Origin of the sequence: Lentzea sp. HUAS12 (assembly GCF_024125735.1) — a bacterium.
In the GTDB taxonomy this organism is placed as follows: domain Bacteria; phylum Actinomycetota; class Actinomycetes; order Mycobacteriales; family Pseudonocardiaceae; genus Lentzea; species Lentzea albida.
Genome location: NZ_CP099738.1, coordinates 5,649,831 through 5,665,965, shown reverse-complemented (window position 1 = coordinate 5,665,965; position 16,135 = coordinate 5,649,831). Strand labels below are relative to the sequence as shown.

Annotated in this window: 14 protein-coding genes and 1 tRNA gene; 5 read left to right on the top strand and 10 right to left on the bottom strand. The window is 70.5% G+C overall.

What is annotated here, in order from left to right:
- Nucleotides 1–7 precede the first annotated feature (7 nt).
- Nucleotides 8–622 carry a DedA family protein gene (locus ND450_RS25495; protein WP_253321182.1) on the bottom strand — a complete coding sequence of 205 codons (615 nt, stop codon included), beginning with the start codon at nt 620–622 and terminating at the stop codon, nt 8–10.
- Nucleotides 623–845: 223 nt separating this feature from the next.
- On the opposite strand from ND450_RS25495, the gene ND450_RS25490 reads away from it, so the two are divergent.
- Nucleotides 846–1,913, top strand: coding sequence for a hypothetical protein (locus ND450_RS25490; RefSeq protein WP_253321181.1), 1,068 nt, complete (start codon nt 846–848; stop codon nt 1,911–1,913).
- 13 nt (nt 1,914–1,926) lie between these two features.
- On the opposite strand, the gene ND450_RS25485 is transcribed toward ND450_RS25490, so the two are convergent.
- A tRNA-Leu gene (locus ND450_RS25485) sits at nt 1,927–2,000 on the bottom strand.
- A gap of 193 nt (nt 2,001–2,193) precedes the next feature.
- Here ND450_RS25485 and ND450_RS25480 point away from each other — a divergent pair.
- The gene (locus tag ND450_RS25480) at nt 2,194–2,415 is read left to right on the top strand and encodes a DUF3618 domain-containing protein (protein ID WP_030469566.1); all 222 of its coding nucleotides are present in this window, start codon (nt 2,194–2,196) and stop codon (nt 2,413–2,415) included.
- On the opposite strand, the gene ND450_RS25475 is transcribed toward ND450_RS25480, so the two are convergent.
- The 3 genes from ND450_RS25475 to ND450_RS25465 form a co-directional block, all read right to left on the bottom strand.
- Nucleotides 2,412–3,026 (bottom strand): TetR/AcrR family transcriptional regulator, encoded by a 615-nt coding sequence (locus ND450_RS25475; RefSeq protein WP_245786449.1) that lies wholly within the window; start codon nt 3,024–3,026, stop codon nt 2,412–2,414. The two genes, ND450_RS25480 and ND450_RS25475, sit on opposite strands and share 4 nt — an antisense overlap.
- A gap of 145 nt (nt 3,027–3,171) precedes the next feature.
- Nucleotides 3,172–3,924 carry a trans-aconitate 2-methyltransferase gene (locus ND450_RS25470; RefSeq protein WP_253321180.1) on the bottom strand — a complete coding sequence of 251 codons (753 nt, stop codon included), beginning with the start codon at nt 3,922–3,924 and terminating at the stop codon, nt 3,172–3,174.
- Nucleotides 3,921–5,057 carry a carboxylesterase family protein gene (locus ND450_RS25465; protein WP_253321179.1) on the bottom strand — a complete coding sequence of 379 codons (1,137 nt, stop codon included), beginning with the start codon at nt 5,055–5,057 and terminating at the stop codon, nt 3,921–3,923. Before ND450_RS25465 ends, ND450_RS25470 begins: the two co-directional genes overlap by 4 nt.
- 110 nt (nt 5,058–5,167) lie before the next feature.
- Here ND450_RS25465 and ND450_RS25460 point away from each other — a divergent pair, with 110 nt between their 5' ends.
- Entirely contained in the window at nt 5,168–6,202 is a 1,035-nt protein-coding gene (locus tag ND450_RS25460) for a zinc-dependent alcohol dehydrogenase family protein (protein ID WP_253321178.1), read from the top strand.
- Here ND450_RS25460 and ND450_RS25455 read toward each other — a convergent pair.
- Nucleotides 6,186–7,658, bottom strand: coding sequence for an NAD(P)/FAD-dependent oxidoreductase (locus tag ND450_RS25455; protein WP_253321177.1), 1,473 nt, complete (start codon nt 7,656–7,658; stop codon nt 6,186–6,188). The genes ND450_RS25460 and ND450_RS25455 overlap by 17 nt on opposite strands.
- Nucleotides 7,659–7,773: 115 nt before the next feature.
- Here ND450_RS25455 and ND450_RS25450 point away from each other — a divergent pair, with 115 nt between their 5' ends.
- Entirely contained in the window at nt 7,774–8,343 is a 570-nt protein-coding gene (locus tag ND450_RS25450; RefSeq protein ID WP_253327994.1) for a TetR/AcrR family transcriptional regulator, read from the top strand.
- Between the two features lie 55 nt (nt 8,344–8,398).
- On the opposite strand, the gene ND450_RS25445 is transcribed toward ND450_RS25450, so the two are convergent.
- The 4 genes from ND450_RS25445 to ND450_RS25430 all read right to left on the bottom strand — a co-directional run bounded on the left by ND450_RS25445 (nt 8,399) and on the right by ND450_RS25430 (nt 13,036).
- A complete protein-coding gene (locus ND450_RS25445; protein ID WP_253321176.1) occupies nt 8,399–9,106 on the bottom strand; it encodes a type 1 glutamine amidotransferase in 708 nt (235 codons plus the stop codon).
- The gene (locus ND450_RS25440; protein ID WP_253321175.1) at nt 9,099–10,346 is read right to left on the bottom strand and encodes a MurT ligase domain-containing protein; all 1,248 of its coding nucleotides are present in this window, start codon (nt 10,344–10,346) and stop codon (nt 9,099–9,101) included. The genes ND450_RS25445 and ND450_RS25440 overlap by 8 nt, the downstream gene beginning before the upstream one ends.
- 90 nt (nt 10,347–10,436) lie before the next feature.
- Nucleotides 10,437–10,922 carry a helix-turn-helix domain-containing protein gene (locus ND450_RS25435; protein ID WP_245786451.1) on the bottom strand — a complete coding sequence of 162 codons (486 nt, stop codon included), beginning with the start codon at nt 10,920–10,922 and terminating at the stop codon, nt 10,437–10,439.
- 116 nt (nt 10,923–11,038) lie between these two features.
- Nucleotides 11,039–13,036, bottom strand: a complete 1,998-nt coding sequence (locus tag ND450_RS25430; protein WP_253321174.1) for an LCP family protein — start codon at nt 13,034–13,036, stop codon at nt 11,039–11,041.
- Nucleotides 13,037–13,188: 152 nt separating this feature from the next.
- Between ND450_RS25430 and ND450_RS25425 the strand changes: the two genes are divergently transcribed.
- Nucleotides 13,189–16,119: a glycine--tRNA ligase gene (locus ND450_RS25425; protein ID WP_253327993.1), complete on the top strand. Its 2,931-nt coding sequence runs from the start codon at nt 13,189–13,191 to the stop codon at nt 16,117–16,119.
- Nucleotides 16,120–16,135: the final 16 nt, after the last annotated feature.

Here is a 16,135-nt window from a genome sequence, read left to right as displayed (position 1 = left end):
CACGCGGTCAGGCGTTGGTGCCGGCCCGGCGTTTCGAGACGCGGGTGACCACGAAGACGACGACGGCCACGGCCGCGAGGCCCAGGACCACCTTCGAGCCGAGGCCCACGTACTGCTCGACCAGGTGCCAGTTGTCGCCCAGCAGGTAGCCCGCGAGGATCAGGGCCGTGTTCCAGAGCAGGCTGCCCGCGGCGGTGTAGGCGAGGAACGGCACCAGGCGCATGCGTTCGACGCCGGCCGGGATCGAGACCAGGCTGCGGAAGACCGGGATCATGCGGCCGAAGAAGACCGCGCGGTAACCGTTGCGCAGGAACCAGGCCTCAGTTCTGTCCACATCGGACACCCGGACCAGCGGCATGCGGGCGGCGATGCGGCGGACCCGTTCGCGGCCCAGCGACGCGCCCACCCAGTAGAGCAGGAGCGCGCCGGCCACGGAGCCGAAGGTGGTCCAGGCGATGGCGTCGAAGAGCGACATCTTGCCCTGGGCCGCGGTGAAGCCGGCCAGCGGCAGGAACACCTCGCTGGGCAGGGGCGGGAACAGGTTCTCCAGCGCGATCGCCAGTGCCGCTCCGGGTGCGCCGAGTGTGTGCATCAGGTCGGTGACCCAGTCGACCAGGTTCATGCCTTCCACGTTACGGACGGGATCGGCTGGTGACATTGGGGTGATCCGCACACTTGGGGTGGGGTTCACCCCACCCCGGCCCTCGGGGAAGTCCACTAGTGGACAGGCTGATCCGAACATTATTCACAATAGAGGGTCTACAAAGGACGAATTCCGGTCCGTTGGTGCACATCGCGCGGGAAAGGCTTTTCCGGACGGGATTCGTTTGACTACGATCATTTCGATGGCTGACCAGGTGGGGACGTGCTCGACCTGCGGCACCGCGACCGCCGCCTCCCGGCGCAGGCGCGCGCGGTACTGCTCGAACGCGTGCCGGCAGCGGGCCTACCGGCAGCGCGTGAACGAACCGGGTCCGGCGCTGGACAGCTTCATCGGCCGCGACACCGAACTGGCGCACCTCGCGAGGAGCGACGCCCGCGTGCTCACCCTCGTCGGGCCCGCCGGCGTCGGGAAGAGCAGGCTGGCCAAGGAGTTCGCGGGGGACCGGGCGGCGTGGGTCGACCTCGCCGGGACGTCGGAGGTGGCGAAGGCGTGCGCGGTGGCGCTCGGCCGGCCCACCGAGGAACCCGTTCTCGGCACGTTGGTCCGCGCGCTCGACGAGAAACCGCTGCTGGTGCTGGACAACTGCGAACGCGTCGCGGCGGACTGCGCGGCGTTGCTCGAACCGCTGCTGCTCGGCTGCCCGGCCCTGAAGGTCGTCGCCACCAGCAGGGAACCGCTGCGCGTGCCGGGCGAGGTGCTGTTCCCCGTGCGGCCGCTGTCGATCACGAACGCCGTGGAGCTGTTCGCCGACCGGGCCAGTGCGAACCAGGTGGGCCTGCGGCTCGGCGGACGGGACGCGCTCGCCGCCCTGTGCGCCAAGCTCGACCGCCTGCCGCTCGCCATCGAGCTCGCGGCACGGCTCGTGACCGTGCTGCCCGTCGACGAGCTGCTGAACCGGCTCGACGACCGGCTGGAGCTGCTCAACCGCGGCAACCGCACCGCCGCCGAACGCCACCAGAGCCTGCGCGCCGCGATCGGCTGGAGCTACGACCACCTCAGCGCCGAGGAGCAGCACGTGTTCCGGTGCATCTCGCAGGGAGCGGAGGACTTCGGGCTCGACGGCGCCGTGCAGGCGTGCGACCTGCCGACGGACCGGGTGCTGGTGCTGCTGTCCGCGCTCGTGGCCAAGTCGTTGCTCACGTCCACCGGCACCGGCCGGTTCGAGCAGCTGGAGTCGATCAGGCTCTACGGCCGGGAACGGCTGGCGGAGCAGGCCCGCCGCGGTCAGAGCACCGCGGCGAACCGCTGAAACCGCTGATCAATGAGGTCGGGGGGACTCGAACCCCCACTGGCTGGGACCTAAACCCAGTGCCTCTGCCAATTGGGCTACGACCCCTCGCGGGAAAGCCTATCCGCCTGCCGTGGACCCGCTCTCGCGGGTCGCGCGAAGCCCCGCCGAGGACCGTCCACTACGGTTGAGAGCAGAACCGCTGCTAGGGGGCTGTGTCGAGGTCTGATCCGCGACAGCCGGACCACCTCGAGCGCGGCTCTCCTCGAACCAGACCTCGCAACAGGCCCCAGGAGGACATGTGGCTCGCGATCCCGACACCATCCAGCGCGAGATCGAGCAGGCTCGCACCGCGCTGGCCGCCACCCTGGACGAGCTCAGCGAGCGGGCCAACCCGCAGAAGCTCGTCGAGCAGGGCAAGTCGTCCGTGCTCGACGTGCTGAGCCAGCCCAAGGTCAAGTACACGCTGATCGCGGTCGGCGCGGTGGTCGGCTTCGCGCTGGTGCGCAAGCTCTTCCGCTAGGAGATCCGCACCAGGGGCAGGAGCACCTGCTCGACGACCTTCTCCACGAACGGCTCGTCGAGCGGGTCCCCGGTCAGCATCAGCCGGTAGATCAGGGCGGCGCCCGCGATCTCGACGGCCATGCCGCGCGGGGCGTCGGCCCGCAGCTCGCCCCGGTCGGCGGCGCGGTCCAGGATGCCGCGCAGCACGTCGCGCTGGGAGATCAGGAACGTCTCGCGGAACGCCGTCGCGAGCTCGGGCTCGTGCGGTAGTTCGCCCACGAGCGCCTGGGCCGCCTTGCCGATCGGTCCCGAGAGGAACGCGGCGAACGACGAGAGGAACTCCCGCAGGTCTCCTGCGAGGGAACCGGTGTCCGGTGCCGCGAGGTTCTGCGTGGCGAGCTGGGTGCACGTGTCGATCACGAGATCGAGCTTCGACTCCCACCGCCGGTAGATCGTCGCCTTGCCCGCTCGCGCACGGGCCGCCACCGCGTCCATGGTGAGGGCCCGGTACCCGACCTCGGCCATCACCTCGAGCGCTGCCTGACGTAAAGCGTCGTCCCTGCTGGCGTCGCGAGGACGGCCCCGTTGCGGGGTCCTGCCCTCGTTGAACGCCGTTGTCGACACGGCCATGCCACCTCCTCGTACACGGGCACGGCACGCCGCGTGTCTCCCCGCCCCTTTGGCCGAACATCCTAGGCGTCCTGCCCACCTCTGAGGGTGAGCAGCACCCGTATGTTGCATCGTGTTGTAGTCGGTCGGGTTTTGCGCGATGCGCTCACCGGTACCGGGAAACAGCCCGTGCCCTGGCCAGCTGGGTCATGTACCGCTTCACGACCCGTCCGCCGTGCCGCGTGTCGATCAACCGCCGGATGTCCGCGATCAGCGAGTCGCGGTCCGGCAGCGCGATGTGGTTCGAGTACGTGAGCAACAGGTCGACGTACTGCTCGGTGTCGTAGGCCTGCTCCCACTCGAACCGGAAGAACTCCGGCGGTTCGAAATCCTCGCTCTCGTCGAACTCGAAGGGGATCTCCGCCGCGGCGGACTGCCGCAGACCCGGTGGTGTGGAAGGGTCCCAGCGCTCGTAGCACTCCTGCACGTCCACGAAGAACTGTTCGGTCCCGCCCGCCACGTGGTGCGTCGAGATCACCGCGAGCACGCCGCTGGGCCGCAACGCCGCCGCACAACGGGCCATCCGCGTGGCCGGGTCGAGCCAGTGGAACGCCGTCGCGGACACCACGAGGTCGAAGGGCTCCGCGGGCAGCGGCCAGACGTCGAAGTCCGCCACGACCACCTCGGCGGCCGGCGCGTGCGCGCGGGCGACGGCGGCGAGATCAGGACTCAGCTCGACGGCCGTCACGTCCCCGAGCGACGTCAGCGGCAGCGTGGCCTGCCCGGTGCCCGGCCCGATCTCGAGGATCCGGGGACCGGACAGCAGGGCGAACAGCTCGGCGGGGTAACCGGGACGCGCCCGGTGGTAGCGGGCGGCGTCCGTTCCGAACGTCGTGCGCAGGTGCTCGCGGTCGCTCACCCGCCGAATTCAAGCGAGCGGGACGGCAGCGCGTCCATCCCGTTTCGCGCGAACCCGGCCCACAGCGAGCGCATCGTCCCGGCCAGCACGGGATCCGGCTCCTGCCCGGCGAGCATGCCGGCGCCGCGCCAGCCGTCCGGGTCGAACAGGAACGGCAGCTCCATGCAGTGGCACGAGCCCAGCGGCGCGTCAGCGGGCGCCCACCTGAAGGTGTACGTGGCGACCTGGCCGCAGGCCGCCGCCCAGTCCCGCGCCAGCTCGCGGGCACCGCCGGCGAAGATCAGCTCGGTCACGGCCTCCCAGTGCTCGCGGCTCGGCACGTACGGGCTGCCGTCGTCGGCCGTGTGCCCGACGAGCAGTTCGACCCGGGACGCCGCCGCGGTGAGGTCGACGTCGTCCAGCACCGGCGCGAACGGCATGCCGCCCGACGGCGGGAACTTCGGCCCCACCTCGGTGACGGCGGCGGTCTGGGCCGCCAGCGCGTCCTCGACCGGCGTGGACTCGTCGACCGAAATGGACGATCGCAGCGCGGCCGTCATCTCCGCGCGCTCCGGGCTCCGCGTGCCCAGCGGCGCGCTCTGCAGGATCGCGCGGTGGAAGAGGTTCTCGGTGTCGACGAGCATCAGCGCGTAGACGGAGTCGCCGCCCGCCGACTGCCCGAACGCCGTCACGTTCGCCGGGTCGCCGCCGAACGCCGTGATGTTGTCCCGCACCCACCGCAGCGCCGCGAGCTGGTCGAGCAGCCCCAGGTTGTCGCGCAGGTAGCCGAAGACGCCGAGGCGGTAGCTGACGTTGACCACGACCACACCCTCCGAGGCCAGCAGTGAGGCCTCGTACTTCGTGGACTCACCGCTGCCGGTCACGTAGGCGCCGCCGTGGAACCAGACCATCACCGGCAGTCCGGAGGCGTCGGCGGGAGCGGTCACCGAGAGCACCTGGCACCGCTCGTCGAACGACAGCCCCTCGACCGAGTTGCCGACCAGCGCGACCAGTGCCGACGGCGGTTGCGGGCAGGCCGGGCCGCGCTCGGAGGGGCGCGCACCGTCCCAGGCGAGCGGTTCGGGCTTCGCGAAACGGGAAGCCGTCGCATAACGGATACCGCGCGCCCGGACGAGACCATCGTTGATCAGCACGCTCCCGATCCTAGGCACGCGTAACCAACTCCACAGCGTCCCGATTCGGCGGGAAGCGCCGACCAGGAGCACGATGCAAAGGACGAACACCGAGGCAGAGGAGGCGCCCCGTGCGGGCTACGACGATCTACGGCACCCGGGACATCCGCGTCGAGGAGGTGCCGGACGCGGCCGTCCAGGAGGCCACGGACGTCGTCGTCCGGGTCGAGCTCGCGTGCATCTGCGGCAGCGACCTGTGGGCGTACCGGGGCGTGGCCAAGCGCGAGGAGGGGCAGCGGATCGGGCACGAGTTCCTCGGCATCGTCGAGGAGGTCGGCGGGGACGTGAAAAGCGTCCAGGTCGGCGACCGCGTCATCGCGCCGTTCGTGTGGAGCGACGGCACGTGCGCGTACTGCGCGGCCGGGCTGCAGACGTCGTGCCGCAACGGTGGTTTCTGGGGCAGCAAGGGCAGTGACGGTGGCCAGGGCGAAGCCGTGCGCGTGCCGCAGGCCGACGGCACGCTGGTGCGGGTCCCCGCGGACGCGCCGGCCGAGCTGCTGCCCGCGTTCCTGAGCCTGAGCGACGTCATGGGCACCGGCCACCACGCCGCCATGGGCGCGGGAGTCGGTCCCGGTGCGACGGTCGCCGTGGTCGGTGACGGCGCCGTGGGCCTGTGCGGCGTGCTGGCAGCCAAGCGGCTCGGTGCCGAGCGGATCATCGCGATGGGCCGCCACGAGGACCGCGCGAAGATCGCGCAGCTCTTCGGCGCCACGGACCAGGTCGCCGAACGCGGTGAGGCCGCGGTCGAGCGCATCAAGGAGATGACCGGCGGCCTCGGCGCGTCGGCGGTGCTGGAGTGCGTCGGCACCGAGCAGTCGTGGGAGACCGCGATGGGCATCGTGCGCGACGGCGGCAGGATCGGGTACGTCGGCGTGCCGCACGAGATGCCGGGCCTGCCGCTGGGCAAGCTGTTCGGCCGCAACATCGCCATCGGCGGCGGTGTCGCGCCCGCACGGGCGTACCTGCCGGAACTGCTGGCCGACGTGCTCGCCGGCCGCATCGACCCCGGACCCGTGTTCGACAGGACGGTCTCGCTCGCCGACGTCGCCCAGGGCTACCAGGCGATGGACGAGCGGACCGCCCTGAAGGTCATCGTGAAGCCGTAGTCAGAACATAGTCCTCGGCGCGCACGCGCTTGGTCCGCATCCAGTACCGCCAGGTGAAGCCCGGCCACACGGTGCGGTTCACACCCTGCGCGTCGAGGTACCAGCTCTTGCAGCCGCCCTGGGTCCACACGCCCTTGGTGAGCTTCTGCTGGATCTCGGTGTTGAACTCCTGCTGGGCCTCCAACCGCACGTCCAGCTCCGCTGCGCGGTGTTGGTCGAGGAGCCGGAGGCACTGCGCGATGTACCGGATCTGGGACTCGATCATGAACACGACCGAGTTGTGCCCGAGTCCGGTGTTGGGGCCCAGCAGGAAGAACAGGTTGGGGAAGCCCGAGACCGTGATGCCGTAGTAGGTCTCGATCCCCTGCTGACGCCACTTCTTGGCGAGGTCGACGCCGTCCTTGCCCTGGATGTCCAGGTAGTCGAACGAGTCGACGACGTGGAACCCGGTGCCGTAGATGATGACGTCGACCTCGTGCTCGACGCCCGCACTGTCCACGATGGACTTCTCGCGCACCTCGGAGACCTTGTCGGTCACCAGGTCGACGTTCGGGTGGCCCAGCGCGGGGTAGAAGTCGTTGGAGATCAGCACGCGCTTGCAGCCCATGGTGTAGTCGGGCTTGAGCTTGCGGCGCAGCGCGGGGTCCGGCACCTGCTTCTTCATGTGCCGCAACGCGATGCCCTGCGCGAACTGCATGATCTTCGGGTTCACCGCGAAGCCCAGCGCGGACGACTCGCGCGTCCAGTACACGAAGTTGCGGTAGGCCCGCTGCGTGAACGGCAGGGCGCGGAACAGCTTCTGCTCCCAGCCGTTGATCGACCGGTCGGCCTTGGGCATGATCCACGGCGGCGTGCGCTGGAAGATCTTCATCGACCCGACCTGGCCCGCGATCTTCGGCACGAACTGGATCGCCGACGCGCCCGTGCCGATCACGGCGACGCGCTTGCCGGTCAGGTCGTGGTCGTGGTCCCACTGCGCGGAGTGGAACGTCTTGCCGGTGAAGTTCTCGATGCCCGGCAGTTCGGGGATGTGCGGGATGTGCAACGCGCCGACGCCCGCCACCAGGGCCTGCGCGGTGTACGTGTCGCCCTGCTCGGTCGTCACGTTCCAGCGCTTGGCCTCGTCGTCCCAGCGCGCGCCGGAGACCTTGGTGTTGAACCGGATGTGCGGCCGCAGCCGGTACTTGTCGGCCACGCGCTGCAGGTAGTCGAAGATCTCGCCCTGCTGCGCGAACATCCGCGACCACTTCGGGTTCATCTCGAACGAGAACGAGTACATGTGCGACGGCACGTCACACGCGCAGCCCGGGTAGGAGTTGTCCCGCCACGTGCCGCCGAGGTCGGCGGCCTTCTCGAGAACCACGAAGTCGTGCTCGCCGCGGCGCTTCAACTCGACGGCCATGCCCAGGCCGGAGAATCCGGTGCCGATGACGAGGACTTTCGTCTCTCGGTGCATGGGGAGGTCCCTCCGCTCGCGGTGGCTACTTCGCAGTAGGTTACTCGAAGTAAGTTACGAGCGGTAGACTCCTTTCGTGACTGCTCCGCGGCGCCGCATGCCCAAGGCCCAGCGCATGGCGCAGATGCTCACCGTCGCCGAGGAGATCTTCGCCGAGCAGGGGTATCTGGCCACGTCGATGGACGAGATCGCCGAACGCGTCGGCGTCTCGAAGCCGATGCTGTACGAGTACTTCGGCTCGAAGGAAGGCCTGCTCATCGGCTGCATCCACCGTGCGCGCACCGAACTGCGCGAGAAGACGGCGGCGGCGATAGCGGGCGCGGCGACCCCGGAGGAGTTCCTCCGGCTCGGGCTGCTCGCGTTCTTCGAGTTCATCGACGAGCACCGCAGGTCGTGGGCGCTGCTGCGGCAGGAGGCGGCCGTGGCCGTGCCGTCGGCGCAGGAGGAGGTCGAGGGCATCCGCCAGCAGCAGACGGACATGATCGGGGCCGTGCTGGCGTCGTTCACACCGGAGATCGACCCGCTGGAGGCGGAGGCGTTCGCGGAGATGGTCGTCGGGGCGACCGAACGGCTCGCGGTGTGGATGGAGCGCAGGCCCACCGTGGGACCTGCGCTCGCAACCGATTACGTCATGAACGTGATCTGGCCTGGAGTGGCTATGACACACCTGAAGATCACGTCCTGATTGAAGCGAAAAGGGCGCGCGGTCCTGAAGGACCGGGCACCCTTTTCCGCTTCAATCAGGAAGCTGCCCGCACCCGTTCCGCACGCATAGCGGTGACGGCGGGCAGGTCGATCGGCGCGACCTTCGTGCCCGTGGCCCACTCGATCAGCATGTCGGCGAGCGCCGGGTTGCGCGGCAGCACCGGCCCGTGCAGGTACGTGCACACGATCCGGCCCTGAACAGCGCCTTCGACGCTGCCGTCGTTGCCCGTGCCCACCTTGACGTGCGCCAGCGGACGCGCGGCCGGGCCCAGCACCGTGCGGCCCTGGTGGTTCTCGAACCCGGTCAGCGGGCCCGCGAACAGGCCGTCTGCGGGCTCGGCGATGACCTCGCCGATCGCGCGGCTGCCGCCGGCGTGCGAGGTCGAGTCGATCAGGCCCATGCCGGGGTGCGTCACGTTGTCGGCGCGGGTGAAGCTCTCGCCGAAGATCTGGATGCCGGCGCAGACGCCGAGCACGACGGCGTTCTTCGTGACGGCGCGCTGCAGGCCGGGGTGCTCGCGGAGGTGCTTCACCGCCAGCGTCTGCGCGGTGTCCTCACCACCGCCCACGACGTAGATGTCGCAGGAGTCCGGCACCGGCTGGCCGTAGTTGATCGGCACGATCTCGGCGGAGATCCCGCGCCACGTCATGCGCTTCTCGAGGACCACGGCGTTGCCGAAGTCGCCGTAGGTGCCGAGGAGATCCGGCAGCACGAGCGCGATCTGGATTGTCGACTCACTCATCAGCGGCAGCCCTGGCATTCAAGTCGCGGAACGCGGTGTAGTTGGCGATGACCTCGACCGCGCCCTGCGGCATCTGGTCGATGGCCTTCAGGGGGTCGGGCACGATCGTGTGCTGGACCTCGGCGTAGGTCAGGCGGACGGCCAGGTCGGTGGCGCGCTCGCCGGACGCGATGACCGTGCGGCCCTGCAGGCGCTCGAAGGGGACGTCCCACAGCCAGCTCAGGTCGCGGCCGTCGGCCTCCTGGGCGTTGATCACCAGGGCGGCCGGGTGGTTGGCCTCCTTGACGACCGTGAGGGTCTCGCTCCAGCCCGCCGGGTTCTTGCTGAGCAACAGGCGCGCACTGCGGCCGTTGCGCTGGATCGTGCGGTAGCGGCCGCTCACGTTCGAGACGCCGCGCAGCCTGCGCACGGCCTCGTCCGCGGAGACGCCCATCGCGTGGGCGGCCGCGGACGCCATGACGGCGTTGGCCTGGTTGAACTTGCCCGGCAGCGTGAGGCGCAGCTCGAGCTTCTGGTGCTCCGGCGTGATCATCGCTTCGTCGGCGGTGATCCAGTTCGGGTGCGGGCGCGCGAGGTCGCAGCCCGTGCAGTGCCAGTGCTCGCCCTGCCACTGGATGGGGCTGCCGCAGCGCGGGCAGCTCGCCGAGTCGTGGTGCCAGCCGGTGCCGGTGGCGACCCAGACGACCTTGGAGGCGTTCCAAGCCGCGCTCGTCACCATCACGTCGTCGCAGTTGGCGACGATCGTGCAGTTCTGCAGCTTGTCGATCGCGTCGCGCAGCGAGCGCTCGATGGTGCGGACCTCGCCGACGCGGTCGAGCTGGTCGCGGCTCAGGTTCAGGATCACGGCGACGGACGGGTTGCTGGCGCCCGCGACGGCCGGGAAGTAGGCCTCGTCGCACTCCAGCACCGCGTAGGGGGCGTCCGGCTGCTTCGAGAGCGCCGTGACGTGGCCGTCGGGCATGTTCGCGCCGCTGTGGTTCGTGGCGACCTCGCCCAGCGCGCCCACGGCTCGTGCCAGCATCATCGTGCTGGTGGTCTTGCCGTTGGTGCCCGTCACGACGGCGACCCTGCGGCCCTGGGTGAGGCGGTTCAGCGCCTGCGGGTCGAGCTTCAGCGCGACCCGGCCGCCGATCATGCCGCCGGCGCCGAGGCCCATCTTCTGCGACAACGTGGAGCTCAGGTTGCCCAGCTTCACGGCGGCTGCGGTCCGCAGGGGGAGGCGGGCGGGGGAATCGTTCACGCAGGCGACTCTACCGGCGGTGGAATTCCACCCTTTCCGGACGGTCGTTGCGTTGGTGTGAACGGGGTTCGGTACAACTACCGGCTCAGCTCACCTGCTCAGGCCGCGCAGGATCCGGATGAGTTCGACGGTCGGTAGCTGGCACAGCTGTGCCATGTTCTCGAGCGCGGGCAGGTCGAGGTGCACCTCGGGTGAGGCACCTGGCGGAAGCGCGTGCAGCCGTCCGGCCGCCCACCGCCGCAGCGGCAGGATCCGCGGGTTGTCGGTGGCGGCGACCGCGGTGAGGCTGAGCGACAGGTGGCCGGCCGGGGTGTCGCCGAAGAAGCGCTCGTGCACGCGGGCGAGGACCTCGTGCGCCGGGACGTCGAGGGCGTGGCAGATCTCGACGAGGCGCACGACGGAGCACTGCCGCGTGCCGAGCTCGTACGTCGCCAGCGTCTGCAGCGAGATCTCGGTCTGCAGGCGCTTGTTCAGCTCCTTGCGGGTCCATCCGCGCTGCTTGCGAAGGCTGCGGATCTCATCACCGAGCACGCGCTGGTACGCCGCTGTGTCGATTTGGCCGTTCGCAGTCTGCACTCTGGTCCTCCACCCCGTGAGCGGGTCTCACGGTGATGGAAGGCGCTGGTGCTTCGTCGCTTACGCAACTTGCTGGCAGAACCCCCCGAATGGGGGATACATCTCTACTCTGAGTATCAGTTCACGCAGCGCACACCGTCTGCGGAGATGGGCGGAGGGGCCGCGGGGTCAGCCGGTTGCCGACGCGCACCGTCCAGGGCGAGCATCCCGGACCCGGCGAAGCCCTGGGAGCCGGGACCGGCGTAGTCGGAGCCGAGGAAGACGCGGGCGGCACCGGCCGGCACGTTGACGTCCTCCTCGATCTTGAGGCCGCCGAGGGCCTCCTGGACGGCGTTGGCACCTGCCTCGCCGCCCTTGCCGTAGCGGACGACGGACTTCGTCATGGCCTCGGCGTTGCCCGTCTGGCCCTCCTTGAAGCCCTTCGCGACGAGCGACTGGAGCACCTGGCCCGCGAGGCCTGCCTGGCCGGACGCGTTGCGGACGTCGACGGTGACCGTGGACCTGTCGAACTTCGGGTCGGCCGGGTTCGACGACGCGGGTGCCTTGCCCAGGTTCTTGACGAACGACTTCACCTCGGCGGCGTCGACCTCGACCGCCGAGCCGTCCTCCGGCGTCTGCAGGTCGGGGTTGCCGGTCGGGATCGTCTGGAACGTCAGGTTGCCGCCCGTCAGGTCCTTCATCTGCAGGGCGAAGTTGGTGATGTCCCAGCCGTCGTCGAGCACGATCGCGCTGCCCAGGGCCTTGATCAGGTCGGCGCGCTTGGTGCTGTCGGTGAGCACGCCCGCGGACAGCACCTTCTTCGCCAGGCCCGCCATGAACACCTGCTGGCGCACGACGCGGTCGAGGTCGCCCATCGGCAGGCCGTGGCGCTGGCGGACGAACGCGAGCGCGTCCTTGCCCGCGATGGTCTGCTGGCCCGCGGGGAAGTTCGCGCCGGAGAAGCTGTCGCGGACCTTGGCGTTGAGGCAGACGTCGATGCCGCCGATGGCCTTGGTGATGTCGTAGAAGCCGACGAGGTTGACCTCGGCGTAGTGGTCGATCGTGGCGCCGGTCAGGTCCTGGATGGTCTGGATGAGGTTGTTCGCGCCGGCCTTGCGCGACTCCATCTCGACCTCGGGCCCGGTCTTGCCGCTGCCCTGCAGCTTCTCGGCGGCTTGACCCTTGGCGTAGCCGTAGGCAGAGTTGATCTTGTGCCGCCCGAACCCGCCCGCGATCTTCACGTAGGAGTCGCGCGGGAACGACACGGCGTAGGCCTTGCCGCTGTCGTTCGGGATGTGCAACAGGATCAGCGTGTCGGTGTTGAACCCGCCGTCGTCGCTGCCGCCCGCCTGCAGTTCGTTCAGGATGTTCTGCGGCAGCGGGTTGCCCTTGGAGTCGGTGCGGCTGTCCATGCCGACCAGCAGGATGTCGATCGCGCCGTCGGCGGGCCGCTCGCCCGCGTCGGCCAGGTTCAGGTCCTGCTTGGTCAGGCCGTCGGTCAGCGCCGTCAGGTTCTGCCAGGCGATGCCGGTGACCAGCAGGATCGTCGCCGACAGCATGGTGATGAAGATCTTGGCGCCGGTGGGGGCGCCGCGGTCGGCCCTGCTCGGACGGCGGGCGGCGGCGGCGGCGGGCCTGGGCCTCGGGCGGGGCGCGGGGGCCTCGGCCTTCGCCTTGGCCGGGGTCGTGCGGACCGTGGGGCGGTCGGCGACCGGACGCGGGCGCGGTGCGGAGGACGACTCGCGGCCCGGCACGCGGCGCGGGGACTCGCGGCGGGGCGGTTCGGATCGGCGCGCGGACTCGCTGCGGCTCGCTGATTCGCGGCGGGGGGAGTCGTTGCGGCCGGCGGACTCGCCGCGGCGCGGGGACTCGGAGCGACCGGCTGGTTCGCCGCGCCGTGGGGGCTCGCTGCGACGCGGGGGCTCACCGCGGCCCGCCGACCCGCGCGGGGGTTCGGAGCGCTTCGGGGGCTCCCGCCTCGGCGGTTCGGCCTTGCCCGGCTCCCTGCGGGGCTGGTCGGAGCCGCGCGGCGGCACCTGCGGGCGGCGGGGCTGGCCCGCCTGCGGACGCGGGGTGGCAGAGGGTCGCCTGGGATTCCCGTTCGGGTCTCCCGGCCGCGGCGGCCGGTTGTCCACACCCACTCCTCTCAGCGCATTCGGGTACTCCAAGTAGACGTGCGGGAGGTCCACTCGGTTGTGCAAAGCGTGACACAGTGGCGGAGGCCACCCGATTCAGGCCCCTTGACCAGCGGTTTTGTCTGTTTCGTAGACTCGTCGCCGTGTTGACGATGCAGGACGCGCTGCTCGCGCTGACCAAGTACTGGACCGACCGAGGTTGCATCGTGGTGCAGCCGTTCAACACCGAGGTCGGGGCGGGGACGCTGAACCCCGCCACCGTGCTGAGGGTGCTGGGTCCCGAGCCGTGGCGCGTCGCGTACGTGGAGCCGTCCGTGCGGCCCGACGACGCCCGTTACGGCGAGAACCCGAACCGGCTGCAGACCCACACCCAGTTCCAGGTGATCCTCAAGCCCGACCCGGGCGACCCGCAGGAGCTCTACCTCGGTTCGCTGGAGGCGCTGGGCATCGACGTGCGCGCGCACGACGTCCGGTTCGTCGAGGACAACTGGGCCTCGCCCGCGCTGGGTGCCTGGGGCCTCGGCTGGGAGGTCTGGCTGGACGGCCTCGAGATCACCCAGTTCACGTACTTCCAGCAGGCCGGTGGCATGACGCTCGACCCGGTGTCGGTGGAGATCACCTACGGCATCGAGCGGATCATGATGGCGCTGCAGGGCGTCGACCACTTCAAGAAGATCGCCTACGCGCCCGGCATCTCCTACGGCGAGGCGTTCGGCCAGGCCGAGTACGAGATGTCGCGGTACTACCTCGACGACGCGGACGTGGAGGCGAACAAGCGCCTCTTCGAGGAGTTCGCGACCGAGGCCCGCCGCATGCTCGACGCCCGGCTTCCCGTTCCCGCGCACAGCTTCGTGCTGAAGTGCTCGCACATCTTCAACGTGCTGGACGCGCGCGGCTCGATCTCGACGACCGAGCGCGCCCGTGCGTTCGGCCGGATGCGCGGACTGGCCCGCGAGGTGGCCGCGCTGTGGGCCGAGCGCCGGTCCGAGCTCGGACACCCGCTCGGGGTCGCCGAACTCCCGGCCGTCGTCGAGAAGCCCTCGTCCTTCGAGGACGTCGTCGCGCCCGCGACGCTGCTGTTCGAGATCGGCACCGAGGAACTGCCGCCGCACGAGGTGCTGCGGACCGTCGACGCGGTGCGCTCGGCCGTGACGGCGAAGCTGGAGGCCACGAGGCTGACGTCCGGCGAGGTGACCGTGCACGGCACCCCGCGCCGGATCGTGGTGCTGGTGCCCGCCGTCTCCCCGCGGGAGCCGGACGCCGAGCGCACCGTGCGCGGCCCGCGCGTCTCCGCCGCCTTCGACGCCGACGGCAACCCGACGAAGGCCGTGCAGGGCTTCGCGCGCGGCCAGGGCGTCGAGGTGTCCTCGCTGGGACGTGTGGTCGAGAACGACGTCGAGTTCGTGGCGTCGACGAGGACCGAGGCCGGCCGCGGTGCCGTCGAGGTGCTGAGCGGACTGCTGGGCGAGGTCGTCGCGGAGCTGCGCGCCGAGAAGAACATGAAGTGGAACGACCCGAAGCTGTCGTTCACGCGGCCGATCCGCTGGCTGCTCGCGCTGCTCGGCCGGACCCCGGTGCCGGTCGCGGTGTCGTCGCTCGCCTCGGGCACGTCGACCCGCGTTCACCGGACCGCGGACGAGCCGGTCGTCGAGGTGTCCACGGCGGACGGGTACCTGGACTTCCTGGCGGGGCACGGCATCCAGGTCGACGGCACCGCCCGTGCGGCCACGATCGTCGCCGCCGCGCAGGAACTGGCCGCGTCCGTCGGTGGCGTGGTCGAGGTCGACGGCCTGCTGGACGAGGTCACGAACCTCGTCGAGTGGCCGACGCCGATCCTCGGCTCGTTCGAGGAGCGGTACCTCGAGCTGCCCGCGCAGATCCTGACGACCGTGATGCGCAAGCACCAGCGCTACCTGCCGGTGCGCACCGCCGACGGCGCGCTGCTGCCGCACTTCGTGGCCGTGGCGAACGGGTCCGTGGACGCGGACCTGGTGCGGGCGGGCAACGAGGCCGTGCTGCGGGCGCGGTACGAGGACGCGGCGTTCTTCTGGCGGGCGGACCTCAAGACGCCGCTGGAGGAGATGAAGGCCGGTCTCGCGAAGCTGACGTTCGCGGACAAGCTCGGCTCGATGGCCGACCGCGCGGCCCGGATCGCCGCGCTGGCCGGCCGGTTCGCCTCGGTGGTCGAGGTGGATCGCGAGACCCTGGACCGGGCCGGCGCGCTGGCCAAGTTCGACCTCGGCTCGCAGATGGTGATCGAGCTGTCGTCGCTCGCCGGGGTGATGGCGAGGGAGTACGCGGCACGGGCGGGGGAGACGCCCGAGGTCGCGCTGGCGCTGTGGGAGATGGAGCTGCCCCGCTCGGCCGGTGACGCGCTGCCGTCGTCGGTGCCGGGTGCGCTGCTGTCGCTCGCGGACCGGTTCGACCTGCTGGCCGGGCTGTTCGGGATCGGCGCGCAGCCGACCGGCTCGTCCGACCCGTTCGGTCTGCGCCGGGCCGCTCTGGGCGCGGTGACGGTGCTGCGGGCCTTCCCGGATCTGCGGGAGATCACGCTGCCGGTGGCGCTGTCCCTCGCATCCGTTGGGCTCGAGGTCTCCGCGGAGGCCCTGGAGACGGCACGCGAGTTCGCCGTCCGGCGGTACGAGCAGGCGTTGCTCGACGCCGGGCACGAGCACCGGTTCGTGCAGGCCGTGCTGCCGCTGGCCGATTCGCCCGTGCTCGCGGACGAGACGCTCGCGCAGCTGGAGTCGTTGGCGGGCAACGAGTCCTTCGATGCCCTGGTGGCCGCGTTGCAACGCGTGCGGCGCATCGTGCCGGGCGCGGTCGAGGCCTCGTACGACGCCTCGGTGCTGTCCGAGCCGGCGGAGGTGGCGCTGCACGAGGCGTTCGACGGCGTGCCGCGTGACGTCACCGGTCTGGCGGCGTTCTTCGCCGCCGCCGAGGGGCTCACCGGGCCGATCAACACGTTCTTCGACGAGGTGCTCGTGATGGCCGAGGACGAGAAGGTGAAGGCGGCCCGGCTCGGGTTGCTGGCATCGATCCGCGACTTCGCGGCGCCGGTGCTGGACTGGACCCAGCTGTAGGACCGACGTGCACAAG